The sequence below is a fragment of the Nannocystis sp. genome (genome assembly GCF_016714285.1).
Taxonomy (GTDB): domain Bacteria; phylum Myxococcota_A; class Polyangia; order Nannocystales; family Nannocystaceae; genus Nannocystis.
This window is the reverse complement of the sequence record NZ_JADJNN010000012.1, coordinates 114,580-137,991: the sequence shown is the minus strand read 5'-3', so window position 1 is coordinate 137,991 and position 23,412 is coordinate 114,580. Positions and strand designations below refer to the sequence as shown.

The window sequence follows — 23,412 nt, the reverse complement described above, 5'->3', positions numbered from 1 at the left end:
CAGCCCCGATGAAGCGATCCCTCGCCGCCCTGCCCCTGTTCGTCCTCACCTGCTCCGCCCCGCCCGCATCGCGCCCCGCGAGACCCACCGACCTGGCAAGCACCCCCGCGAGGCCGCTGGCCGCCGCGAAGTCGTTGCCCACCGCGAAGCCGTTGCCCACCGCGAAGTCGTTGCCCACCGCGAAGCCGTTGCCCACCGCGACGCCGCTGCAGCACGCCGACGCCCTCGCCGAGCTCGACGCCCGGATCACCGCCGTGCTCGCACGCGCCGAGGCGCAGCCCACCGGCTGGTTGGTGCGTGGCCAGCTCGCCGACCTCTACCTCACGCGCGCCCGCCTCAGCGGCGACTACAATGACTACGCCAGTGCCGAGACCCAGATCGATCGCGCCTTCGCTATCGCGGGCGATGACGCCGGCCCCTACTTCACCCGCGTCGCCCTCAACTTCACCCTCCACCGCCTGGACCGCGTCGCCGCCGACCTCGACCGCATCGAGCAATTCGCTATCCACCGCGACACGGACCGCCGCGCCCTCGCCGTCCAGCGCGCCGACCTGGCTTTCCAGCGCGGCGACTACCCGGCCGCCGCGATCGGCCTCGAGCAGGCCCTCGCCAGCGACGCCGACATCACCAACCTCGCCCGCCTCGCGCTCTACCGCTGGAAGACCGGCGAGTTGCTCAACGCCGAGCATCTCTACCACCAGGCCCTCGCCAAGCTGCCCCCCGGATCCGGCGAGCCCTCGGCCTGGCTGCACCTCCAGCTCGGCCTGATGGACCTGGGGCGCGGCCGCTGGGACGACGCCCTCGCCCACTACAACGACGGCGCCGCCGAGCTCGCCGGCTACTGGCTCATCGACGAGCACATCGCCGAGCTCCTGACCCTCCAGGGCCAGACCGACGCCGCACTCGCCGCCTACGCTGACATCATCCGTCGCACGGGCAGCCCCGAGTTCATGGACGCCGTCGCCAGCATCCACCTCGCGGCCGGTCGCCCCGCCGAGGCCCGCGTATGGATCGATCGCGCCGGGCAGATCTACGAGGCCCAGCTCGAGCGCTTCCCCGAGGCCGCCTACGGCCACGCCCTCGCCCACTTCCTCGAATTCGGCAGCGACCCCGCCCGCGTCGTCCAGCTCGCCGAAAGCAACCACCGCACCCGCCCCAACGCCGAGGCCAAGATCTCGCTCGCCCGCGCCTACCTCAAGGCCGGCCGCCAGGGCGACGCCAGGGACGCGATCGCCGGGGCCCTCGCTACCCCGTGGCGCAGCGCCGACCTGTTCGCCGCCGCGGCTGAGGTGTACGCCGCCGCCAGCGACCCCGCGTCGACGGCAACCGCCGCCAAGCACCGCGAGCAGGCCCTCGCCATGAACCCCCACGCCCTCGACTGACCGGCCGGTGACAGCACCGCCTGCCCGCGATATCGTGCCCGCGTGAAACGATCGGTCCAGGTCGAGATCGCCGGCCAGCAGCTCACCATCCGCAGCGACGAGGGCGCGGACTACGTGCAACAGCTCGCCGAGTACGTCGACGCCCACCTGCGCGTCCTCTCCGGCGGCCGCCGCATCACCAACAGCGCCGGCCTCCAGCGCGTCGCCCTGCTCGTCGCCATGCAGCTCGCCGACGAGCTGTTCCGCGAGAAGGACCTCCACCAGCGCTTCCGTCGTCGCGTCGGCGACCGCCTCGAGACCCTGCGCCGCGCCCTCGACGATCACGAGCAGCGCCTCGTCGCCCTGCACGAGCAACCACCCGCCGCCGCCGTCCCGCCCTGAGCTCCGCCCCAGCTCTCGGCGGCTGCGGCTTGACCCCCGCGTGGCTCGCCGCCCTCGCCGATCGCCCCCCGCCCTGCGCCCTGCGCCCCGCCCGGAACTCCGCCCCTGGTGGCCACCGTCGCGCCCGCAGGGTTATCCTGCGCCGGCCATGACCGTCGTCCCCGCCCTCCAGCCGCGCTCCACCGCCCTCGCCACCTTCCTCGAGCGCGGCTACTTCGAGCAGGCCTCCGACTTCGCCGCGATCGACGCCGAGATGCACGCCGGCATGGTCAGCTTCTACGTCGGCTACGACCCGACCGGGAGCTCGCTGCACGTCGGCCACCTGGTCCAGGTCATGGCGATGCGCGCCCTTCAGCGCTGCGGTCACCGCCCGATCGTGATCGTCGGCGGCGGCACGGCCATGGTCGGCGACCCGTCGGGCAAGAGCGAGGCCCGCAAGCTGCTGTCGACCGCCGAGATCGAGGCCAACGCCGCCGCGCTCAAGCGCCAGCTCGCGCAGTTCCTCCACTTCGACAGCGGCGCCAGCAACGACGCGGTCATGCTCAACAACGCCGACTGGCTGCTGCAGCTGCGCTACATCGACTTCCTCCGCGAGATCGGCCGCCACTTCACCGTCAATCGCATGGTCGCCGTGAAGACCTACCGCGACCGCCTCGACGCCGAGATCCCGCTCAGCTTCCTCGAGTTCAACTACCAGCTCCTGCAGGCCTACGACTTCCTGCACCTGTTTCGCCACCACGCCTGCACCCTGCAGTTTGGCGGCAGCGACCAGTGGGGCAACATGGTCGCCGGCATCGAGCTCATCCGCCGCATGACCCCCGAGGGCGAGCCCGGCGTGGCCCACTGCCTCACCCTCCCGCTGCTCACCACCGCCGACGGCCGCAAGATGGGCAAGACGGAGCGCGGCGCCGTCTGGCTCGACGCGGAGCGCCTGCCCCCCTTCGACTACTACCAGTTCTGGGTCGGCTGCGACGACCGCGACGTCGCCAAGTATCTCCGCATCTTCACCGAGCTCCCGGTCGCCGAGATCGCCGCGCTCACCCAGGCCGGCGGCGCCGCCCTCAACGCCGCCAAGGCCCGCCTCGCCTACGAGGCCACCCGCCTGCTCCATGGCCAGGACGCCGCCGACACGGCCCACACCGCCGCGCGCCAGGCCTTCGGCGGCGGCAACGACTGGAGCGCCGTCCCCGAGCACCGCCTCGAGCAAACCACCCTCCGCCTCGTCGACCTCGTCACCCTCCCCGGCGTCGACGGCTTCAAGTCCCGCCGCGAGGCCAAGCAGTGCATCGAACAGGGCGCCGTGAAGCTCAACGGCGAGGCCTGCCTCGACCCCAACCGCCTGCTCAGCGCCGCCGACCAGAGCGGCGAGTACCTGCGCCTGCAAGCCGGCAAGAAGACGCGGGTCCGGGTGTATTTCCCGCCCCCCTGACCCACCCAGCAAAGACGACGTTCTCCTGCGAAACCTCCGCGGGGCGGTGCGGCCCGCCCACGCGCGGACGGCTTCCCGACCCGCGCGCCAGCGGATACGCTGAGACCATGCGCAGACTTATCCTCGCCCTGCTCCCCGGCCTCACCCTCGCCTGCGGCGGCGACACCGTCGCCACCGCCACCGACAGCGCGAGCACCGGCGACACCAGCACCGGCGGCGACCCCAGCGGCTCGCCCACCAGCTCGCCCACCAGCTCGCCCACCAGCGAGACGCCGACCACCAGCAGCGCCTCCGCCTCCGACTCCGACTCCGGCACCACCGGCCCAAACACGAGCACCGCCCCCGGCACCACCACGGACGTCCCCGGCACCACCACCGACGTCTCCGGCACCACCACCGACGTCTCCGGCACCACCGGCGACACGACCACCGGCGACACGACCACCGGCGCCAACCTGTGCGGCGCCGACGGCCCCGAGATCGACGCCACCCTCGTCCACGACCAGGAGGACCCCGGCTGCGGCACCATCGAGTTCGTCGGCCAGAACCAGGCCGACAGCCCCGGCCCCGTCTACGCGCTCGACGGCTGCCCCTGCAACAGCAACTGTCTGATCGAGGACCCCTGGACCTTCACCCTCGACGCCCCCAAGGACTGGTCCGCCGGCAACCTGCCCGCCTGCCCGCGCATCATCGTCGAGCGCCAGAAGAGCAAGGGCGGCTGCGAGCTGGTCGGCGTCGCTATCTGGGACAGCGAAGAGCCCGAGGGCTCGCCCGCGCTCTACCACGCCGGCAGCCTGCTCGGCCCGATCCAGGCCGTCATCGGCCAGTTCGACACCGAGCAGATCACCGTCGACGAGTGCGAGTGCGACGGCTGCTGCGGCGTGCCCACCCTCCTCGACCTCCACTTCACCGCCTTCAAGACCGACCTCATGCTCTCCGAGGGCCAGACCGGAGCGCTCGGCGACGGCGACCTCGGCTACGAGGTCGTCAACCTCCAGTCGCACCTCAGCGGCATCTGCGACGACTCGCCCGCGATCGACTGGGTCGCCCGCCGCACCGGCAAGCCCTGAAGCGCCGCGCGCTACCCCTGCACCGCGTCGAGCAGGCGGTGCAACGCCGCCACCGCCAGCTCCGGCGCCGCCGGCAGCAAGGTCGGCCGGTTCGCGTACCTCGCCGGGAACCCCAGCGCGTCCTCGTGGTAGCGCGCCTTGAACTCGGTGAACTTGAGCCCGTGCGCCGTCGACACCACCACCACCCGCGCCGCGCGATCGATCGTCCCGGCGCGCACCAGCTTGATCAGACACGCCAGCGCCACCCCCGTGTGCGGGCAGTTGAACATCCCGGTGCGGTCGGCCATCGCCGCCGCGTCGGCCAGCTCCGCCTCGCTCGCCTGCTCCACGATCCCCTCGCACTCGACGATCGCCCGCACCGCCTTCGGCAAGGACACCGGCGCCCCGATCTGGATCGCCGAGGCCAAGGTCGGCCGCGCCACCTGGGCCACGTAGTCCGCCTCGGTCAACGCCCGTCCAGCCGCCCGCGCGCGCGCGTAGGCCTCGTACAGCGGATTCGCGTGGGCCGCCTGACAGCACACCAGGCGCGGCAGCTTCTGCGTCAGCCCCAGCGCCTGCATCTGCACGAAGCCGCGGTGCAGCGCCGACACGTTCCCGAGGTTCCCGCCCGGCACCAGCACCCAGTCCGGCACCGCCCAGTCGAACTGCTGCACCATCTCGATCGCCACCGTCTTCTGGCCCTCGACGCGCAGGCTGTTCATCGAGTTGGCGAGGTAGATCTGCGGGTCCTGCGTGAGCCGCTGGACCACCCGCATGCAGCCGTCGAAGTCGGTGTCGAGGCTGCACACCAGCGCCCCGTTGGCGATCGGCTGGACCAGCTGCGCCGCGCTGATCTTGCCCCGCGGCAGCAGCACGATCACCGGGATCCCCGCGGCCGCCCCGTAAGCCGCCAGCGCCGCCGAGGTGTCCCCCGTCGACGCGCAGGCCAGCGCCCGGATCGGCCGCCCCAGCGCGATCGCCTGCTTCACCGCCGACACCAGCACCGTCATCCCGAGGTCCTTGAACGACCCCGTGTGGCTGATCCCGCACTGCTTGATCCACAGATCATCGAGCCCGATCTGCTTCCCAAAGCGCTCCGCCCACAGCAGGTTCGAGTTGCCCTCGAACAGCGACACCACGTTGTCGGGCGTCACCTCGGGCAGCACCCACTCGAGCTTGCTCCACACCCCGCTCCCATACGGCCACAGCGTGCGACCGTGACGCTCATCGAACAGCCGCATCCACGCCGCCGGTGCGCGCCCTCGCAAGGCCTCGTGATCGTGCTCCACCTCGAGCAACCCCTCGCAAACCGGACAGCGATAGATCACCTCGGTCAGCGCGTGCCGCCCAGGACAACCGCGGATGCATTGAAACCAGGCCGTGTAGCGCATCGTCGGCCGTATACTGCCCGACCATGACCGGCCCCGGAACCCTGCTGCGGCGCCACCTCGGCGCGCCACGACTGCGCCGCCGCTGGTTGCTCGGGCTCGCCACCGCCGGCCTCACCGCGGTCCCGCTGGTCGGCACCCTCGGCTACGAGGGCAGCCTCGTGCTCACCGCCCCGCTCGCCCTGTTCGCCGTCGGCGTCGGCGTCGACGCCGTGCGCGACGAGCGAGCCCGCGGCCTCGTCGACGACGCTGTGCGCAGCGAGCGAGCCCGCGGCGCCAGCGACAACAGCGACGGCCCCCTGCCCGCCCTCCTGCGCGCCGGCCTGCGCGAGCTCGCGATCCTGCTCGCCATCCCGCTCGCCATCCTCCTCGTCGCCCCGCTGTGGCAGACCAACTGCGACCCGTGGATGGGCCTCGCCTACTTCGCCATGGGCCCCGCGCTGTCGGGCCTGTGCGGCCTGGTCGCGGGCCTGTGGGGCGGCCTCCTCGCGACCCGCCGCGGCCGCCAGATCGGCCTCGGCCTGCTCCCCCTGCTCTTCTGCCTGATCGTCGGCCTGTGGCGGATCTACGCCGACCCCGTCGTGTTCGCCTTCGACCCCTTCTTCGGCTACTTCGCCGGCCCGATCTACGACGAGGGCATCCCGATCTCGTCGCGCTACCTGTGGTTTCGCGGCTACAACCTGCTCGCCTGCGCCGCCGCCTTGCTGCTGATCCGCCTCGTCGTCAGCCCCTCTCTGCAGCTGCAACGACCCACGCTGCGCTCGCGGGGAGAGCTGCAGCCGCAACGACCCGCGCTGCGCCCGTGGAGCCTCGCCGGCTGCGTCCTCGCCCTCGCCTGCGCCGCCTCGCTCGGCCTGCGCCCCGGCCACCACGGCTTTCATCACGACGTCGACAGCCTCGCCCGCAGCCTGCTCGGCACCCACCACAGCGAGCACTTCGTCATCCACTACGCACCCGGCTCCCAGACCGCCCGCGACATCGAGCTGGTCGCCGCCGAGCACGAGTTCGCCTGGGACCTGCTCGCCACCCGCCTCGGCGCCCACCCCGAGCCGCCGATCCACAGCTTCGTGTTCCCCACCCCGGAGAGCAAGCGCGCCCTCCTCGGCGCCGGCACCACCGAGGTCGCCCCACCGTGGCGCGGCCACCTCTACCTCAACGAGCAGCCCTTCCCGCACCGCGTGATGCACCACGAGCTCGCCCACGCCTTCTCGTACGGCTTCGGCGACCCCGTCTTCGGCGCCCCGGCTCGCCTCGGCTGGGGCGGTCCGCGGGTCAACCTCGCCCTGCTCGAGGGCTTCGCCACCGCCCTCGCCCCGCGCCCCGAGGGCCACCTCGACCTGCACGACCAGGCCGCGATCCTCGAGCGCCTCGGCCTGCGTCCGCCGCTCGCCGACATCATGGGCCTCGGCTTCTGGGGGAAGAGCTCGCGCCGGGCCTACGCCGCCGCCGGCTCCTTCTCCCTGTGGCTCATCGAGACCCGCGGCGTCGCGGCCTTCAGCGAACTCTACCGCAGCGCCGGCGACTTCGACCTGGCCTATGGGACATCCCTCACCGAGCTCGAGCCGCAGTGGCTCGCCTTCCTCGCCGCCCGCGAGCTGCTCCCGAAAGACATCGAGGCGCTGCGTCAGCGCTACAAGCAGCGCCCGATCTTCCAGCGCCCCTGCGCCCACCGGGCCGCCGACCTCGCCGCCGAGGCCAACGCCGCCCAGGCTCGCGGCGACGGCGAGCGCCGCCTCGGCGCCCTGCGCGAGCTCTGCAGCGTCGAGCCCGAGCAGCCCGAGCACCGCCTCGCCCTCGCCCACGCCCAGGCCCAGACCGGCCACCGCGACGACGCCGCGGGCACCCTCGACGCCGTCGCCGACGCCTCCCTCCACCCCGGCGAGCCCGGCGGCCTCGAGCTCAGCGACACCCTCCTCGCCGTGCTCGACGAGCGCCGCGGCGACCTCGCCCTCGCCCGCGGCGACCTCAGCACCGCCGACGGCCACTACGCCCGTGCCCTCGAGCGCGGCCTCGGCGAGGCCCAGCAGCGCACCCTGCAGATCAAGCGCCGCGGCGCCGGCGACCCGGCCCTCGCCCCCCGCCTGCTCGCCTACTTCAGCCCCTTCGATCCCCAGCCCGACCACGCCAGCCAGGCCGTCCTGCGCCTCTACGCCGCGCTCCAGGTCGCCGCCCTCCCGCGCCAGCGAGCCCTCGGCGCCTACCTCGTCGGCCGCCAGCTGCTCAACGTCGGTGACGGCGCCGACGCCCGCGACCAGCTCGAGCTGAGCCTGTCCCCGGGGCCAGGTCAGCCCGGCCTCGCCACCCCCGAGCTCCTCCGCAGCGCGCGGCTCATGTTGATCGAGGCCTGCGTGCGCGCCCGCGACTACCCGCGCGCCCGCGAGGTCCTCCGCGAGCTCGCCCTCGCCTCCACGCTGGCCGGTCACCGCCTCGAGACCCAGCAGTGGCAGGCCCGCGTCGAGTTCTTCGCCCGCACCCTCCCGCCAGAGCCGCTGGCCCCCTGATCGCGCCTCCTCACCCGCCTGCTCACCCGGCAGTCGGCGCCGCGGGGCCCTCGTCCTTGCCCTTCATCCGCGACCACACCAGAGCCGCGGCCCCGAGCCCGATCAAGATCATCAGCCCGAACGGCAGCTTGAAGCGCCACGGCGTCCCCAGATCCTCCACCTTCACCGCCAACATCTCGGCCGCCTGATCCGGCGTCAGCTCCCACACCGTGTCGTCGTGGAACAGCACGTACTCGCCGTCCCAGGTCCACAGCTCGAGCCAGAACAGCCCGAACTGGCTGTACTTGTAGCCGAGCTGGACGTCATGCCCGGTCGCCTCGTCGGCCATCTTCTTCATCTCGCCCGTCAGGTCGGCGTAATGCGCCACCGAATCTCCCGAGGTGATCAGCACGATCCCCTTCCCGGCCTGCGCCGGTGTGGACATCAGCGCGACACCGGCGAGGGCGAGCGCAGGAGCAGCAAGGACGAGCGAGCGTTGCATGATCAAGACCTCCAGTGCCCCACGGTAGGCGTCGCCACACCGCGGGGTCAAGCGAGCCCTCGCCGCGCGATCGCAGCCGCAGCGTCCAGACAGCCGCGCGACCTCGGCGAGCGCCTCGACCGCGCCATCGATCGCCGCGCTCGCCGGGCCGATCGTCAGCGCCGCAGGCCCGGCAGCAGCGGCTGCTTCGCGGCGATGAGCGCCACCGGACCGCTCACCAGCCCGCACAGCAGCACCGCCGCCAAACCCGGCAGCAGCACGTCCAGCGCCATCAACCGCACCGGCAGGTGCTCGACCGGGTACACGTCGCCGCTCAGCGGGTAGCGGTACACCGCCAGCAATCCGCTCAGCAGCAGCCCGAGCAGCACGCCCACCAGAGCCCCCACGGCCCCGGCCAGCAGCCCGACCGCCTCGAAGATCCAGAACACCCGGCGACCGTCGGCCCCGAGGGCCATCAGCGCCGCGATCTCGGCCGTCTTGCGCCGCACCAGCAACAGCAGGCTAGCGATCAACGCCGTCGCCGCGACCACCTCGAGCAGCGCGAGCACCAGCGCCACCGCGACGCGGATCTGTCGCAGCCCCGCGATCGTCCCCTCGCTCTGCTGCCGCCACGTCGTCGCGCGAAAGTTCGGACCCGCCGCGGCGATGACCTCCGCCGCGAACGCATCGGCGTCCTCCGGATCCCGCAGCGCGAACTCCACCCCGGTCACCCGGCCCTCGCCGAAGAACAGCGCCTGCCCGGCGCTGAGGTGGATCAGCGCCAACGAGGTGTCGAACTCGCTGACCCCCGTGTCGAGCAGGTCGAGCACCGCGAAGCGGGCGAAGCGAGGCGGCCGCTGCAGCGAGCCCGACGCCCCCTCGAGCTCGGCCGGGATCACCAGGCGCACGAAGTCGCCGACCTTCACCCCCAGCCGCGTCGCCAGCCGGCGCCCGAGCGCGACCCCCGGCGGCGTCTGCCAGTCGCCCGGGCGCAGCACCGTCAGATCGCCGCCGTGCAGCATCGCCACCACGCCCGGCAGCTCGAAGGCCCGCGCCGGGTCGAGCCCCTTCACGAACGCGATCGCCGGCGGCCGGACTGGCCTGTCCTCGGGCCTGTCCTCGGGCCTGTCCTCAGGGACAGCTCCATCCTCCGCCTCGGCCTCCTCCGTCGCCGGCACCACCGCGGCCGTCGCGAACGCGAACGGCGAGGCCGCCGTGACCCGCGGGTCGGCGCGCCAGCGGGCGACCATCTCCGGGTACTCGTCGAAGTCCTGGCCGTACTCGCTGATCAGCACGTGCCCGTTGATGCGCGCCAGCCGGGCCGTCAGCTCGTACTCAAAGCCCGAGGTCACACCGAGCACCGTCACCAGCGCCGCCACCCCGAGGCTCATGCCGAACACCGCCACCGCCACCGCGGGGGTCAGCGCGCGCACACACGCCCCGCCGAGCAGACCGAGCGCCGCGATCGCCACCGCCAGCGGCGGCGCCACCGAGCGCACCCCGAGCAGCACCAGTCCGCCGCCGATCGCGATCGTCGCCAGCAGCGCGATCCACCACACCCGCGACCCGCCCTGCGCATCGCGCAGCAGCAGGCGCCGCGCCACCATCCACACCAGGCCGCCCCGCGCCACGGACCCCTTCGTCACAGCTCTACTCGTAGCGCAGCCCCTCGACCGGCCGCAGCTTGGCCGCGCGCAGCGAGGGCGGGAGCGTGGCGACGAAGCAGATCGCCAGGGTCATGCCGAGGATCCAGCCGATCTGCGTCACGCTGATCTCGACCGGCAGCGACTCGATAAAATAGACCTCCGGGTCGAGGGTGTAGCCGTAGAGCTGGACCAGCCAGCACAGCACCAGCCCGAAGCCCACCCCCGCGAGCGAGCCCGACAGCCCGATCGCCATCCCGGTCACCTGGAAGATGCGCGCCACCTGCCCGCCGGTGGCCCCCATCGACATCAGGATCGCCACCTCCGCCGATCGCCGCACCACCATCGTCCACAGCGCCGACAGCACGTTGAAGGTCGCCACCGTGATCACCAGGCTGAGGATGATCGTGATGATGTTCTTCTGGAAGCGGATCGACTTGAACAGGTTCTCGTTCAGGTTCTGCCACTCGAGCACCGAGTACTCGCGGCCCGGCAGCGCCGCCCGGATCGCCCCGCCGACCGCCGGCGCCAGGTTCGGGTCGATCAGGCGCAGGTCGATCCCCGACACCTGATCGCGGCCGCGATACTTGAAGCGCTGCAGCTCCCGGATGTGCACGTACACCAGCCGGCTGTCGTACTCCTGGAACCCGGCCTGGAACACGCCCACGACCCGGTAGTACTGGAATTCGGGCTCGCTGCTGCTGTCGAAGCTCGAGCCCGGGTCGACCACCATCACCAGCGACTCCTCCTTCAGCCCGAGCTCCTTGGCCAGCGTCGCCCCGACGAAGATCGTCGGCAGGGCGCTGGCGTCGAAGCGGGCGTCGTCGCCCCCGCTCCCGGAGCCGCTGACCACGTCCTCCGGCCACTCGTCGTCGTCCAGCAGATCGCTGCGGATCTCCCCCGGGATCCGCTTGCGCACCGCCGGCGCCGCCGCGTAGTGCTCCATGGCCCGCTCGTACCAGCCCGCCCCGCGCGGGTCCGGCGTCGCCGCAACGCTCAGCGGCAGCTCGTCCGCCTCGCGATCGGGCACGGGCATCAGCTCGAAGTCGCTGCGCAGCACCTCCAGGGGGATCGCTCGCCCGCTGCCGCGTTCGAGGTGCTGCGGCAGGTCGATCACCTGCGCCGCCGTCTCCGGCTCGATCCCCTTCACCAGCACGCTCGCCAGGCGCAGGTCGTCGGTGCGCCCGCCCTCCGGGTCGAAGGGCGCCAGCATCATCGCGTAGTACACGAAGGGGCTCGCCCCGGTGACCCCCGGCTGGGTCCGCAGCCACGCCTCGAAGCGGCGATACTCGGTCATCCCGGTGCTGCGCGTGACGTTGATGTGCGCGTAGACCCCGAGCACCCGCCGCTCGAACTCGTGCTGGAAGCCCGTGGCCACCGACTGGACCACGATCAGCGCCGCCACCCCGAGCACCACCCCGACGATGCTGGTGGTCCCGAAGATCGACGAATACTGGACCAGCAGCAGCAGCAGGCCGAGGAAGCTCGCCGCCGCCACCGCGATCACCAGGCCCAGATGCGTGACCCCGAGGCTCAGCGCCAGGAGCCCGCCGACCGCGATCAGCACGCACCAAACGAAGGCCACGCGGGCCCCACGGGGCACCCGCTCGGCCCGGATGATCCGCAGCCCGATCGCGCTCTCGTACCCAAGCGCCCCCGACAGCAACCAGCGCAGCAGCAGCACCGCCAGCGCCCCGGCCCCGACGACGCCCGCCGTGGTCAGCGCCCCGGCGAGCCACCGCGGCAGATCCGGCGGCAACAGCCCCAGCAACGCCACCAGCCCCAGCGGCGCCGCCCACGAGATCACGAACAGCAGCAACAGCAGCACCTGAACGGCTCGCGGACGCGCCCCGCCCGGGCCCGTGAAGGAGGGCCCCCTGACGTGCTTCTGGCGCTGCTGCTCCGAGGGTGAAGCCAAGGGTGAAACCGGTTTGAGCCACTCGCCGGGCCACGAAAGCCCAAGAAATCTTGGTATCGTCGCGGCGGGCGCGAACGGGCCGCGAAGCTAACAGCCTCCCCTGCGCTTGTCACTCGCGTCACCATTCCCGCGTTGGCCCCCTGTTGGCCCCCTTGTTGGCCCCCCTTGTTGGCCTCCTCTTGGCCCCTGTTGGCCTCCCCTTGTTGGCCCTCCTTTGGCAGCCTCACCACCTCGCCTCACGATCGTTCACGGGGCTTTCGAACACCTCGGATCTCACCCCAAAACCCCCGCCGCGACGGCTCCTCTGGATCGCGGCAGATCCCTCAGATCGGGCGTTATCGCCGGCCCAGAGGGCCCAAGCGCGAACCTTGACACGCCTCGCTGGCGCAAGCTACGCTGCGCCGACCGCTGATTCTCGGAGCTCTGCATGCCTAGACGGTTCCTCTTCTCGTTTGCCCTAGCAGCTCTCGGTCTCCACTCGTCGGAGGCATGGGCAGGCGCCTACGACCTCCGGCTCAACCAGCTGGGGAACGTGGACAGCGGTGGCGCAGCGACGGGCAACAACGACGCGTTCCGCAGCCTCGCATCCGAGCTCGGCGTGTTGATGGCGCCGAAGCCCGTCGATCCCGCGGACTCGCTCGGCCTCTCGGGCTTCGCGTTCTCGGCCGACCTCAGCGTCAACACCATCAAGCCCGGCAATTGGGGCAACGGCGTCACGCGCGGCACCCCGAACAGCGTGGCGCCCACGCTGCAGGTGATGGGCCGCAAGGGCCTGTGGCCCGGCATCGAGATCGGCGCCGGCGCGACCCACCTCTTCAACAGCCGCATGTGGACGATCAGCGGCTACGGCAAGGTCGCGCTGCACGAGGGCTTCCACCACCTCCCGATCCCGTCGATCGCCCTGCGCGGCATGTTCTCCCGCCTGGTCGGCGCCGAGGACATGAACATGACCACCGGCTCCGCCGACGTGTCCATCTCGCACGTCTTCGGCCTCGGCAAGACCGTCAACGTCACGCCTTACCTCGGCTACCAGGCGCTCTTCATCATCGCCCGCTCCGGCGTGCTCGACGTGACCCCGACCACCGACGAGTACCTGAACCCCTCCGGCAAGCTCAGTGAGTTCGTGTTCAAGGACGCCGGGGCAATCCTGCGCCACCGCCCCTTCCTCGGCCTGCGCTTCATCTTCAGCGTCATCCGCATCACCGCCGAGGCGATGATCGTCCCGGGTGGCAACCGCAACGGCAAGCTGAACGGAATGAGCGTCGCCGACAACTCGGGCCTGCAGCAGCAGTACACCCTCTCTCTCGGTCTGGACTTCTAAATGTTCATCGTCTGCCCGTCCTGTTCCGGTCCGTATCGCATCCCCGCCGAGCAGATCGCGCCGCTGGTCCAGACCGCGTGCCCGCACTGCGAGTACCGCATCATCCTCGACTTCGAGGCCGCGAACGAGCCGTCCCTCCGCGAGGCCGGCCACCAGTTCGCCCAGGGCTTCGAGTCCGTCGAAGCCTACGCCAGCGTCTACGACCACGTGACCAGCAAGCCCGACGCTCAGCCGCGGGCTGGCGTCACCGCCGTGACGGTTCAAAGCTCTGCTCAGAGTGCAGTCGGCGGCACCCGAGCTCCCGCCCAGACGCCCGCGCACACGCCGGCGCATACGCCCGCTGCCACGCCCGTCGCCGCCGCCACCCCGGTGCGCCCGCAACGCCGGTCGCTGCCTGGCCCCGGTGCGCCGGCTGCAGCGCCCCGTCAGCACCCCTGCCCCGGTTGCCAGCACTTCGGTGGCACTCCCGCCAGCACCCCCGCCGCGGCCACCAGCGTCCGCAGCGCGGGCAGCAAGACCATGCTGCAGGTGCCCTCCAAGAAGCCCGTCAGCATGGACGCGAGCCCTGTCGCCGCGACCCCGACCCCCGTCGCTGCCACCACCGCCGGCCCGTCGATGCGCGCCGGCAAGGGCGTCGATGTTGTCGAGCCCGGCGACCCGGCGAAGGTCGAGCCCCGCAGCGCCGAGCCGTCTCAGCCCAACGATCGCAAGCCGCCGCACACGCCCCCGGTGGCCAGCGTCGTCAGCAGCGGCCCGCCCCCGAGCGAGCAGCCGACCCCGCCGCCCGAGGACATCGCAGCCCAGTCGGGCCCGCACCCCGCCAAGGTCGAGACCAAACCCGCCGAGACCAAGCCCGCCGAGACCAAGCCCGCCGAGACCAAGCCCGCCGTCAAACCGCCCGAGCCCGGCAGCCCGAGCGTCATCTACGTCATCATCGTCACGCTGCTGGTCGCCGCCGTCGTCGCCCCCCCCCCCCCCCGGCCCCCCCCCCGCGTCCTCGGCAACCGGGCTGCGACCCTGGCGACCCCTGACAAGCACGACAAACACGAAGCCCGCCGCGTCCTCGGACACCGGCGGGCTTCTTGATTTCCCACAAACTTGCGCGCGCCACCTGGCGCCCGCCTGGCGCACCCTAGCCCGGGCCCTGGTACTTCGGCTTCTCGTCGCCCTTCGGCGTCACGTCGATCTCACCGCGACGCGCATCCTCCTCGCGCTTGTCGACGTCGATCTGTTTGATCTCCCGGCGAAAACCCCGCAGCATCTTGCCGATGCCCTCACCGAGCTGCGGCAGCTTGGAGGGCCCGAAGATCAGCAGGATGACGAGGATGATGATGGCGATCTCAAGACCGCCGAGCATGGCGCCGAGCATGGCTGAAAGGTAGTCCTTCGGGCCCCGCTTTGCTAGCGTCGCCGCGATGCTCGCTCGCTTGCGCCAACGCCGCGAACGCCTCGCCCTGGTCCTCGGGGCGCTGGCACTGCTGGCGCCGGGCTCCCTCGACGCCAGCGAGCCAGCCCCCGAGACACTCGAGCGGGTCGGTCCGCTGCAGGTCTCGAGCAGCGGTCGCGACACGGTCCGCGGTGGTCGCCCCGACGGCGCCACGATCCACGAGACACACGTGCCGCGAGCGCACGACCCCGACGTCGCCGCCCGCGCGGACCTGGCGAGCTTCGAGCGCGAGCACTTCCCCGCCAGTGTCCGTCCCACGATCATCGCCGCTGCGCCCGAGCCGTGGATGGCCGCGCTGCAGCTGCCCGACCTCCCGGTGCGCTGGAACTCGCAGACCGTCGCCTACCTCAAGTACTTCCGCGACGACCCCCGCGGGCAAGCCCTGATCAAGGGATGGATCCGCCGCATGGGCCGCTACGAGGCGATCCTCCGCCCGATCCTCCGCGAGGTCGGCGTGCCCGAGGACCTCGTGTTCGTCGCCATGGCCGAGAGCGGCTTCAACCCGAAGGTCCGCTCGCGGGTCGGCGCCGCCGGCATGTGGCAGTTCATGGAGGGCACCGGCCGCGTCTACGGCCTCCAGCGCGACTACTGGATCGACGAGCGCCACGACCTCGAGCGAGCCACCTACGCCGCCGCCTCCTACCTCAAGGACCTGCGCGTCCGCTTCGGCTCGTGGGAGATGGCGCTCGCCGCCTTCAACGCCGGCTACGGCCTGGTGATGACCAGCGTCTCGCGCAGCAACACCAACAACTTCTGGGCCCTGTGCGAGATGGAGAGCGGCCTGCCGCACGCCACCACCATGTACGTCCCGAAGATCATCGCCGCCGCGATCGTCGGCCGCAACCGCGCCGCCTTCCACGTCGGACCTGACCTTTCGGGCAGCCTGCCCCCGATCCAGCTGGTCACCGTCGAGGCCCCGCCCGCGACCTCGCTGGCCAGCGTCGCCAAGCTGATCGGCGAGGACCCGGCCCTGCTCGAGGAGCTCAACGCCGACCTCGTGCGCAAGCGGACCCCGCCCGGTCGCCGCACCCCGCTGCGGATCCCTCGCGCCGGGCTCGCGGCCTTCGAACGCGGCGCCGCCCGCCTCGGCGGTGAGGCCGACGCCCAGCAACACATCGTCCGCTACGGCGAGACCGTCGCCGAGATCGCCAGACGCCACGGCACCAGCGAGGCCGCCCTGCGCCGCCTCAACGAGCTCGACGACAGCGCCGAGCTCGAGCGCGACACGGTCCTGCTCGTGCCAGCCCGCGGCAAGCCCGACACCACCCCCATACCCCGCCCACGCGCCGCCGTGCCGCCGCTGCGCACCCTCCCCTCGCAGCGCCTCGTGTTCTTCGAGGTCACCCGCGCCACCACCCCGCGCGGCCTGGCCGAGGCCTTCGGCGTCGCCTGGGACAGCGTCGTCGCCTGGAACGACCTCGACCCCCAGGCCCGCCTGCAGCCCGGCCAGGTCCTGCAGATCGTCGTGCCCCGCAGCTTCAGCGCCGACGCGGCCCGCGTCGACCTCCTCGAGCAGAGCCAGGTCGAGCTCATCGTCCGCGGCTCACGCGAGCACATCGAGGCCGGCCTGCGCGACCGCGGCCTCGTGCGCCGCGGCTACCGCGTCCGCAAGGGCGACGACCTGCAGAAGATCGGCAAGAAGTTCGACCTCAGCGACGGCGACCTCGGCCGCATCAACAACTTCCCCCGCGACCACGTCCCCGCGCCCGGCACCCTGCTCGTCGTCTACGTCGCCCGCGGCCACGAGCGCGGCACCCTAGAGCCGCCCCCGCCGCGCCAGGGCCACGACCAGCCGACCCCCGCGCCCGAGCCCACGCCCGAGGCCGACGACGTCGACGACCGCATCGACATCGACCCCGAGCCCGGCCCCGGCATCATGCGCGACGACACCATCAGCGACCCCGACACCGCGACGAGCCCCGCCGGCCCCTCCACCGCGAGCCGCACCAAGCTGCCCGGCAAGCAGGGCTGGACCCGCAAGCCCGGCCGCAAGTCCGGCAAGTCCAGCAAGCCCGGCAAGCCGAAGTCGGAGGACGGCAAGTGATCACCGGCGAGCCGCACGCGGAGCGCCACCGCCGAGCCTTCGAGCACTGCGCCCGACACCCACCGGAGGACCGCACGTGATCACCGGCGAGCTCGACATCGCCGCCGCCCAGCGCGAGGTCCTCGCGCACGTGCAGCCGCTCCCGCCGATCGCCTGCCCGCTCGACGCGGCCCACGGCCTCGTCCTCGCCGACGCACCGCAGGCCCGCTGGGACCTGCCCGGCGCCGATCTGGCGACCATGGACGGCTGGGCCGTCCGCGCCGCCGACCTGCGGGCCAGCGCCTCGCCGCGCATTCGCCTGCGCCGACGGGGCGAGAGCGCCGCGGGTCATCCGCACGAGCACCCGCTCGTCGCCGGCGAGGCCCTGCGGATCTCCACCGGCGCCCTGCTCCCGGACGGCGCCGACATGGTCGTCGCCCAGGAGGACTGCGAGCTGCACGGCGAGCACCTCGAGATCGACCGCGACCTCGTCGGCGATCCGCAGCCCGGCCACTTCGTCCGCCGTGCCGGCTGCGACGTCACCGCCGGCGCCGCGTTGCTCCCTGCAGGCACCGTGCTCGGCCCCGGCGAGCTCGGCCTGCTCGCCGGCTGCGGTCACACCACCGCCCACGTCCACCGCCCGCCGCGTGTGGCGATCCTGTGTACTGGCGACGAACTCGTGCCCGTCGGCGCCTGGCCGCAGCGCGGCCAGGTCGTCAGCAGCAACGGCCTCATGCTCGCCTGGCAGGCTCGCGAGGCCGGGGCGGAGATCCTCGACCTCGGCGTCGCCGGCGACGAGCCCGACGCCCTCCACGCGGCCCTCGAGCGCGGCCTCGCGGCCGACCTCCTCGTCACCTGCGGCGGCATCTCCGTCGGCGACCACGACCTCGTGCTGCCCACCCTCATCGGCCTCGGCGCCGAGCTCGTGTTCCGGCGCCTGCGCCTGCGCCCCGGCCGACCGAGCACCCTGCTGCGCGCCCCCGGCCCCGCCGGCCCGGTCCTCGTGTTCGCCCTGCCCGGCAACCCGGCCAGCGCCCACGTCGGCTTCGAGCTGCTGGTGCGCCCCGCCCTGCGCCGCCTGCTCGGTCACACCCAGTGCTTCCGGCCCACGCGGCAAGTCGTGCTCACGGCCCCCGCGCCCCGCGACCCGCGGCGCGTGCACATGGTCCGCGCCGTCGTCGACGGCGAGCGTGCCACCCCGCTCGCCGACCAGACCTCCGGCGACCTGCGATCGATCGCCGGTCACAACGCCCTGCTCGAGCTGTCCCCCGGGACAGGTCCACTCGCAGCCGGCGCGATCGTCCCCGCCCTGCTGCTGTAGTCCGATGCGCCGCCTCGCACCGATCGCGCTGCTGCTCGCCTGCCACCCGGGCGTCCCCGCGGCCCCTCGCACCTGCACCGGCGACATCACCGACGCCGGCTTCCTCGCCGGCGCCTGGCAGCACCGCGACGGCGAGCATCGCAGCGAGGAGCAGTGGAGCGAGCCCGCCGCCGGCACCATGCTCGGCCTCGGCCGCACCATCGTCGGCGCCCGCACCGAGTTCTTCGAGTTCCTGCGCATCGAGGCCCGCGCCCACAACCTCGTCCTGATCGCCCAGCCCCGCGGCGGCCCACCCGTCGAATTCCAGCTCGATCACTGCGGCCCCGACGAGCTGCGCTTCGCCAACCCGAACCACGACTTCCCGCAGCAGCTCCACTACCGCCGCGACGGCGACGCCCTCCACATCGAGGTCGCCGGCCCCGACCCCCGCGGCGGCTGGATCGGCCACGAGAGCACCCTCCACCGCACCCGCGGACCGCGTACACCGCCATGACCGCTGCGCCCGCCCCACGCTCCCGCGCCCCGCTCGTCGTCCACGCCAGCGCCGACGACGAGGGCAAGCGCGCCGACGTCGTCCTCGGCCTGCGCGCCCCGCAGCTCTCGCGCCGCGTCGCCCGGGCCCTCGCCCTCGCCGGTCACCTGCACATCGACGGCCGCCCGGCCCCGCCCTCGCAGCGCGTCCGCGCCGGCGCCCGCCTCGAGCTGCGCCTCCCCGCGACCCCCGAGCTCCCGCCCCCGCCGCTCGTGATCCTCGCCGTCACTCCGCGCCTCGTCTTCGTCGACAAGCCCGCCGGGCTGCACACCCACCGCCTGCGCCCGGGCGATCCGCTCGCCCTCGCAGACCTCGTCGCCGCCGCCTTCCCCGAGTGCGCCGCCGCCAGCCCCGACCCGCGCGAGGCCGGCGCGCTGCACCGCCTCGACCACGCCACCTCCGGCGTCCTCGCCTTCGCCCGCGACCTCGCCACCCACGCGGCCGGCCGCGCCGCCTTCGCCGCCCGCACCGTGGTCAAGCACTACCTGGCCCTCGTGACATGTCCCGAAGGCCAGCCATGGCCGCCACCCGCCGCCCGCTGGATCGTCCCCGACGGCGACCGCCTCGAGGTCCACGCCCCGCTCGCGACCGGCGATCGCCGCCAGCGCGTCAGCGTGCACAGCGACGGCGCCCCCAGCCTCACCCGCATCGCCCGCCCGGAGCCCCGCGGCGAGGGCCTCGCGCGCGTCACCCTCGAGCTGTGCAGCGGCCGGCGGCACCAGGCCCGCGTCCACCTCGCCTGGCTCGGCCTCCCGATCGTCGGCGACCCGCTCTACGGCGGCGCCCCGGCCCACCGCCTCCACCTCCACGCCCACAGCCTCGATCTCCGCGCGATCGACCCCGACGCCGCGCCCGTGCTCGCCGAGACCCCGCCCGAGCTGCGCTAGGCGACCTCGCAGAACCCGTCGATCTCGAGCTCCGCCTGGCGGCCTGGAACCCGTGGATCTCGAGCTCCGCTACGCGACCTCGCAGAACACGTAGATCTCGAGCTCCGCGAAGTCCCCGGCGAGGTAGGTCGTGCAGGCGTCGCCGCACAGCTCGACGACGATGTCGCCGCTCTCGGGCGTCTGCGTCCAGCCCGATCCCGGCCCCTCGCAGACATCCTGCTCGACCCACACGCCGTCGATCCGGACGCTGGTGATGCTCCACGGGCACACCGCGGTCACGATGCCTGCCGCGATCTTGCAGTCGACCGCCCCCGGATCGGGCGCCAGCTTCTGCGGCACACACTGACAGCAGTCGCTGACGTCGCAGGCATCGGAGCAGACGTCCTGCGCCGGATCGACGACACAGGGCCCGAGCTCCGTGGTGCCCCCGCTGTCGGTCGCGCTGGCCGCCGTCGTCACCTCGCCCGTGCCCGTGCTTGTGCTGCTCTCCGCCGCCGTCGACGACGACGCTCCACCGCCCGTCGTCGCGCCCCCCGTCGCCGCCCCTGTCGTCGGCTCGCTGGTCCCCGCCGGACCACTCGCCCCGGTGCTCCCGCCCGTGCTCCCACCCGTGCTCGCGTCCGGTGAGCCCGGCCCACAAGCGATCAGACAGCCCAACAAGAGCGCGACGGAGGACCGAGACAGAGCGTGTGCAATCATGGTGCGCGATCCACCCTACGCTCCGGCCGCGCGCTGGTTCTCGGGAACTTCGCGCGCCCACGCCCGCCCCTGCGCCCCCGCAGTTGCCCACACGCCCACACCAGACCCCGCCTGGCCCCGCTACCGGCTTCGCGCGCGCAATGATATCGTCGCGCGGCGATGCGCACGCGCCACTTCGGCTACACCGACACGGGCCGTCGTCGCCGGCACAACGAGGACGCCTGGCTGGCCGACGAGCGCCTCGGCCTCTTCATCGTCTGCGACGGCGTCGGCGGCCAGGCCCGCGGCGAGGTCGCCAGCGAGGAGACCGTCGAGCTCATCTGGGACTGGGTGAAGGCCCAGGCCCACGTCGTCCAGGCCGCGATCGCCGAGGCCCAGACCCGCAGCGTCATGCGAGTCGTCGGCGCCCCCGACCGCCCTGTGACCATGCCCGCCGAGGCCGTCGGCCGGCTCGGCGCGCTGGTCCGCGGCGCCGTCCAGAACGCCTGCTACATGGTCCACGGCATGGGTGAGGTCGACCCCTCGCAGCGCGGCATGAGCACCACCGCCTCGGTCGTGCTCGTCGCCGACGAGCTCGTCGTCGTCGGCCAGGTCGGCGACTCGCGCGTCTACCTCGCGCGCGACGGCCAGGTCTCCCAGCTCACCGAGGATCACACCTGGCTCAACGTGCAGGTCAAGCAGGGCGCCATGACCCCCGAGCAGGCCAAGCGCAAGAGCATCACCGGCAAGCAGATGATCACCCGCGCCGTCGGCCTGCGCGACCACGTCGAGGTCGACATCCTCGCCGTCCCCGTCCAGATCGGCGACCGCCTCCTGCTCTGCTCCGACGGCCTGCACGCCTACCTCGACGCCGCCGACACCCTCGTCGACCTGTTCCAGCTCGACCTCCGCGAGGCCGCCCCCGCCGCGATCCGCCACGCCAACGCCTGCGGCGGCGAGGACAACATCACCGCCCTCTTCGTCGAGTTCCTCGCCTCGCCCTGACGGCCTGGCGCCGGCTCAGGCTCCCGGACTCACGGCCTCACGGCGCCTGGACCACGCGCAGCCGCTGATCGACCGCCGGCGGCGCGAGCTCCTGCACCTGTCCGTTCGGCCAGGTCACCGTCAGCTCCGCGATCGCCGTCGCCGGCCCGAGCCCGAAGTGACAGCCGAGCTCGCCGCCGGCCCCGAGCGCCGGGCTCTGGGTGTGAAAGCAGGTCTGGCGGGTCCGTCCGCGGTCGCCAGCACGACCACGCTGCCGAGCGCGTCGCGGTTCGAGCTGGTGCCGACGAGATCGACGCCGAGCCAGTGGTGCGCCGGCCCCGGGCGGCGGTTGTGGTACACGCGCAGCGGTCGGGCCCAGTGCGCCGTCGCCAGGTCGAGCCAGCCGTCGCCGTCGAGGTCGACCAGCGCCGAGCCCTTGCCCGAGCCGAGCTCCTGCAGCCCCGCTTCCCAGGTCACGTCGACGAACATCGCCCCCTCGTTGCGCAGCAGCGCGTCCGGGATCGGCTCGTCGTCGTGGATCGGCCCGCCGGCGAAGTACAGGTCGAGGTCGGCGTCGTTGTCGTGATCGAAGAGGTGCACCGCCCAGGTGATCGATCGCCGCTGCCACGCCAGCAGCCCGCGGCGCATCCCCGTCGCCGCCGACGCGTCGCGGAAGCTGCCGTCGCCATTGTTCAGCAGGAGGTAGTTCGGGCCGATGTTGGAGAAGGCCAGGTCCGGGAAGCCGTCGCGGTCGACGTCGCCGACCGCCAGCCCCATCCCATTGGCCCCCTCGCCGCTGCTGTCCGCCGCGATCGCCACGCCCGCCGCCGCGCCCACGCTGGTGAAGCGCCACGCCCCCGGCGCGTCGCCCGGGCCGTCGTTGCGCCACAGCGCGTTCGCTCCGCCGAGCCCCGCGATGTGATCATTGATCACGATCAGGTCCTGGTCGCCGTCGCGGTCGTGGTCGATCCACACCGCCGAGAAGCCGAGCGAGTGCAGCGGCGAGTCAGCGCTGACATCCAGCTGCGCGCTCACCTCCACGAAGGCCCCGTCGTCGTTGCGATACAGGTGGTCCTGCGCCCGCAGCTCGCTGCCCTCGCGCGGGAAGCACCACGCGTGGTTGACCACGTACAGGTCGAGGTCGCCGTCGCCGTCGTAGTCGCCCCACGCCGCCCCCATCGTCCGCTGCGCGTCGGCCCCCAGGCCCGCGCTCGCCGTGATGTCGACGAAGCCCGGCGCTCCCGTCTCGATCCACTCGTTATTCAGCAGCACGTTCGCCCCGCGGCGCCCGACCAGCAGGTCGCGGTCGCCGTCGTTGTCGTGGTCGACGAAGCTCACCGCCGACACGTTGTCGATCCCCGCCAGCCCCAGCGCCTCCGTCACCTCGGTGAAGTCGGGCAGCCCGTCGCCGTCCTGGTCGCCGTCGTTGCGCATCATCCGGCCCGCGCGGCCGACGTTGCCGACGTAGAAGTCGCTGTCCCCGTCGCCGTCGATGTCCGCGAAGCCGAGGCCCGTCGAGCTCCACGCGCAGCCCTCCGGGTGCCCGCTGACATCGTGCACCTGCAGCAGCCCGGTCGCCGCCGCGACGTCGACGAAGCTCGGCGTCACGATCGCCAGCGCGACCTGATGGCTGTCGGCCGCCCCGCCCCGCGAGCGCACAGCCAGCGCGTACTCGCCGACCCCCAGCTCGGCCGGCAGCGCGAACAGCCCCCCGTAGCGGTCACCCGCCCCGCCCGCCGCGACGATCGGCGGCTCCGGCAAGCGCACCCCATCGACCCGCAGCTCCACCTCCGCGATCGGCTCGTCCGTCTGCACGAACACGCTGCCGCCCGGCACGCTGCTCGCCGTGGAGCGCTCGATGCGAGGCCCCGCGATCACGATGTCCCCGGTCTCCGACGATCCCCCACCCGAGCTCGACTCGGAGCCCGCGATCGCGGCCGGCTCCCCGCCGCAGCCGAGCAGCACGATCGCCATGAACACGCCACGCACCATCACAGCCGAGGATAGCGGAAGCCCGCCACCTCCGGCTCACGCCCAGGCCGGTCTCAGCCGACCGGCCTCGCAGTCC

The 23,412-nt window shown here is 72.8% G+C and carries 20 protein-coding genes; 12 read left to right on the top strand and 8 right to left on the bottom strand.

Going from position 1 to position 23,412, the window contains the following annotated elements; all coding sequences use genetic code 11:
- The first annotated feature begins 8 nt into the window (after positions 1-8).
- The 4 genes from IPJ59_RS21485 (at position 9) to IPJ59_RS21470 (ending at position 4,262) form a co-directional block, all read left to right on the top strand.
- On the top strand, positions 9-1,382 hold the full coding sequence (locus IPJ59_RS21485; protein WP_293273116.1) for a hypothetical protein: 1,374 nt from the start codon (positions 9-11) through the stop codon (positions 1,380-1,382).
- Between the two features lie 42 nt (positions 1,383-1,424).
- Positions 1,425-1,763 (top strand): cell division protein ZapA, encoded by a 339-nt coding sequence (locus tag IPJ59_RS21480; RefSeq protein WP_293273115.1) that lies wholly within the window; start codon positions 1,425-1,427, stop codon positions 1,761-1,763.
- Between the two features lie 148 nt (positions 1,764-1,911).
- A complete protein-coding gene (tyrS, locus tag IPJ59_RS21475) occupies positions 1,912-3,192 on the top strand; it encodes a tyrosine--tRNA ligase (RefSeq protein ID WP_293251216.1) in 1,281 nt (426 codons plus the stop codon).
- Positions 3,193-3,299: 107 nt separating this feature from the next.
- Entirely contained in the window at positions 3,300-4,262 is a 963-nt protein-coding gene (locus IPJ59_RS21470; protein ID WP_293251214.1) for a hypothetical protein, read from the top strand.
- An 11-nt stretch (positions 4,263-4,273) separates the two neighbouring features.
- Here the strand turns inward: IPJ59_RS21470 and thrC are convergent, their stop codons facing one another.
- Positions 4,274-5,632: a threonine synthase gene (thrC, locus tag IPJ59_RS21465; RefSeq protein ID WP_293273114.1), complete on the bottom strand. Its 1,359-nt coding sequence runs from the start codon at positions 5,630-5,632 to the stop codon at positions 4,274-4,276.
- 23 nt (positions 5,633-5,655) lie between these two features.
- Here thrC and IPJ59_RS21460 point away from each other — a divergent pair, with 23 nt between their 5' ends.
- Complete coding sequence (locus IPJ59_RS21460) at positions 5,656-8,130, top strand: hypothetical protein (protein WP_293273113.1); 2,475 nt, start codon at positions 5,656-5,658, stop codon at positions 8,128-8,130.
- Positions 8,131-8,152: 22 nt separating this feature from the next.
- On the opposite strand, the gene IPJ59_RS21455 is transcribed toward IPJ59_RS21460, so the two are convergent.
- From IPJ59_RS21455 to IPJ59_RS21445, 3 genes are all read right to left on the bottom strand, one after another.
- Positions 8,153-8,611 (bottom strand): hypothetical protein, encoded by a 459-nt coding sequence (locus IPJ59_RS21455; protein WP_293273112.1) that lies wholly within the window; start codon positions 8,609-8,611, stop codon positions 8,153-8,155.
- 155 nt (positions 8,612-8,766) lie between these two features.
- A complete protein-coding gene (locus tag IPJ59_RS21450; protein ID WP_293251206.1) occupies positions 8,767-10,236 on the bottom strand; it encodes an ABC transporter permease in 1,470 nt (489 codons plus the stop codon).
- Positions 10,237-10,240: 4 nt separating this feature from the next.
- Positions 10,241-12,151: an ABC transporter permease gene (locus IPJ59_RS21445; protein WP_293273111.1), complete on the bottom strand. Its 1,911-nt coding sequence runs from the start codon at positions 12,149-12,151 to the stop codon at positions 10,241-10,243.
- 532 nt (positions 12,152-12,683) lie between these two features.
- Between IPJ59_RS21445 and IPJ59_RS21440 the strand changes: the two genes are divergently transcribed.
- Together IPJ59_RS21440 and IPJ59_RS21435 are read left to right on the top strand one after the other, a co-directional pair.
- On the top strand, positions 12,684-13,472 hold the full coding sequence (locus tag IPJ59_RS21440; RefSeq protein WP_293251202.1) for a hypothetical protein: 789 nt from the start codon (positions 12,684-12,686) through the stop codon (positions 13,470-13,472).
- Positions 13,473-14,558: a zinc ribbon domain-containing protein gene (locus IPJ59_RS21435; RefSeq protein WP_293273110.1), complete on the top strand. Its 1,086-nt coding sequence runs from the start codon at positions 13,473-13,475 to the stop codon at positions 14,556-14,558.
- A 46-nt stretch (positions 14,559-14,604) separates the two neighbouring features.
- Here IPJ59_RS21435 and IPJ59_RS21430 read toward each other — a convergent pair whose 3' ends face one another.
- Complete coding sequence (locus tag IPJ59_RS21430) at positions 14,605-14,841, bottom strand: twin-arginine translocase TatA/TatE family subunit (protein ID WP_293251198.1); 237 nt, start codon at positions 14,839-14,841, stop codon at positions 14,605-14,607.
- Between the two features lie 46 nt (positions 14,842-14,887).
- Between IPJ59_RS21430 and IPJ59_RS21425 the strand changes: the two genes are divergently transcribed.
- The 4 genes from IPJ59_RS21425 to IPJ59_RS21410 all read left to right on the top strand — a co-directional run bounded on the left by IPJ59_RS21425 (position 14,888) and on the right by IPJ59_RS21410 (position 19,682).
- Positions 14,888-16,963: a LysM peptidoglycan-binding domain-containing protein gene (locus tag IPJ59_RS21425; protein WP_293273109.1), complete on the top strand. Its 2,076-nt coding sequence runs from the start codon at positions 14,888-14,890 to the stop codon at positions 16,961-16,963.
- A 76-nt stretch (positions 16,964-17,039) separates the two neighbouring features.
- A complete protein-coding gene (locus tag IPJ59_RS21420; protein WP_293273108.1) occupies positions 17,040-18,263 on the top strand; it encodes a molybdopterin molybdotransferase MoeA in 1,224 nt (407 codons plus the stop codon).
- Between the two features lie 4 nt (positions 18,264-18,267).
- Positions 18,268-18,756 (top strand): DUF6265 family protein, encoded by a 489-nt coding sequence (locus IPJ59_RS21415; RefSeq protein WP_293273107.1) that lies wholly within the window; start codon positions 18,268-18,270, stop codon positions 18,754-18,756.
- Positions 18,753-19,682, top strand: a complete 930-nt coding sequence (locus IPJ59_RS21410) for a pseudouridine synthase (RefSeq protein WP_293273106.1) — start codon at positions 18,753-18,755, stop codon at positions 19,680-19,682. The genes IPJ59_RS21415 and IPJ59_RS21410 overlap by 4 nt, the downstream gene beginning before the upstream one ends.
- A 69-nt stretch (positions 19,683-19,751) precedes the next feature.
- On the opposite strand, the gene IPJ59_RS21405 is transcribed toward IPJ59_RS21410, so the two are convergent.
- Positions 19,752-20,141, bottom strand: coding sequence for a hypothetical protein (locus tag IPJ59_RS21405; protein ID WP_293273105.1), 390 nt, complete (start codon positions 20,139-20,141; stop codon positions 19,752-19,754).
- 399 nt (positions 20,142-20,540) lie between these two features.
- On the opposite strand from IPJ59_RS21405, the gene IPJ59_RS21400 reads away from it, so the two are divergent.
- Entirely contained in the window at positions 20,541-21,365 is an 825-nt protein-coding gene (locus tag IPJ59_RS21400) for a PP2C family protein-serine/threonine phosphatase (protein WP_293273104.1), read from the top strand.
- 37 nt (positions 21,366-21,402) lie between these two features.
- On the opposite strand, the gene IPJ59_RS38015 is transcribed toward IPJ59_RS21400, so the two are convergent.
- Together IPJ59_RS38015 and IPJ59_RS21395 are read right to left on the bottom strand one after the other, a co-directional pair.
- Positions 21,403-21,483, bottom strand: a complete 81-nt coding sequence (locus tag IPJ59_RS38015; protein WP_366524656.1) for a hypothetical protein — start codon at positions 21,481-21,483, stop codon at positions 21,403-21,405.
- A 2-nt stretch (positions 21,484-21,485) separates the two neighbouring features.
- The gene (locus IPJ59_RS21395; protein ID WP_293273103.1) at positions 21,486-23,336 is read right to left on the bottom strand and encodes an FG-GAP repeat domain-containing protein; all 1,851 of its coding nucleotides are present in this window, start codon (positions 23,334-23,336) and stop codon (positions 21,486-21,488) included.
- Positions 23,337-23,412 lie beyond the last annotated feature (76 nt).

What these genes read in the sequence shown, in the direction of transcription:
- IPJ59_RS21455 (WP_293273112.1), bottom strand. Translation starts at nt 8,611, where the DNA reads ATGCAACGCTCGCTCGTCCTTGCTGCTCCTGCGCTCGCCCTCGCCGGT.
- IPJ59_RS21415 (WP_293273107.1), top strand. Translation starts at nt 18,268, where the DNA reads ATGCGCCGCCTCGCACCGATCGCGCTGCTGCTCGCCTGCCACCCGGGC.
- IPJ59_RS21460 (WP_293273113.1), top strand. Translation starts at nt 5,656, where the DNA reads ATGACCGGCCCCGGAACCCTGCTGCGGCGCCACCTCGGCGCGCCACGA.
- IPJ59_RS21395 (WP_293273103.1), bottom strand. Translation starts at nt 23,336, where the DNA reads ATGGTGCGTGGCGTGTTCATGGCGATCGTGCTGCTCGGCTGCGGCGGG.
- IPJ59_RS21470 (WP_293251214.1), top strand. Translation starts at nt 3,300, where the DNA reads ATGCGCAGACTTATCCTCGCCCTGCTCCCCGGCCTCACCCTCGCCTGC.
- IPJ59_RS21425 (WP_293273109.1), top strand. Translation starts at nt 14,888, where the DNA reads ATGCTCGCTCGCTTGCGCCAACGCCGCGAACGCCTCGCCCTGGTCCTC.
- IPJ59_RS21410 (WP_293273106.1), top strand. Translation starts at nt 18,753, where the DNA reads ATGACCGCTGCGCCCGCCCCACGCTCCCGCGCCCCGCTCGTCGTCCAC.
- IPJ59_RS21435 (WP_293273110.1), top strand. Translation starts at nt 13,473, where the DNA reads ATGTTCATCGTCTGCCCGTCCTGTTCCGGTCCGTATCGCATCCCCGCC.
- IPJ59_RS21485 (WP_293273116.1), top strand. Translation starts at nt 9, where the DNA reads ATGAAGCGATCCCTCGCCGCCCTGCCCCTGTTCGTCCTCACCTGCTCC.
- thrC (WP_293273114.1), bottom strand. Translation starts at nt 5,632, where the DNA reads ATGCGCTACACGGCCTGGTTTCAATGCATCCGCGGTTGTCCTGGGCGG.
- IPJ59_RS21400 (WP_293273104.1), top strand. Translation starts at nt 20,541, where the DNA reads ATGCGCACGCGCCACTTCGGCTACACCGACACGGGCCGTCGTCGCCGG.
- IPJ59_RS21430 (WP_293251198.1), bottom strand. Translation starts at nt 14,841, where the DNA reads ATGCTCGGCGCCATGCTCGGCGGTCTTGAGATCGCCATCATCATCCTC.
- tyrS (WP_293251216.1), top strand. Translation starts at nt 1,912, where the DNA reads ATGACCGTCGTCCCCGCCCTCCAGCCGCGCTCCACCGCCCTCGCCACC.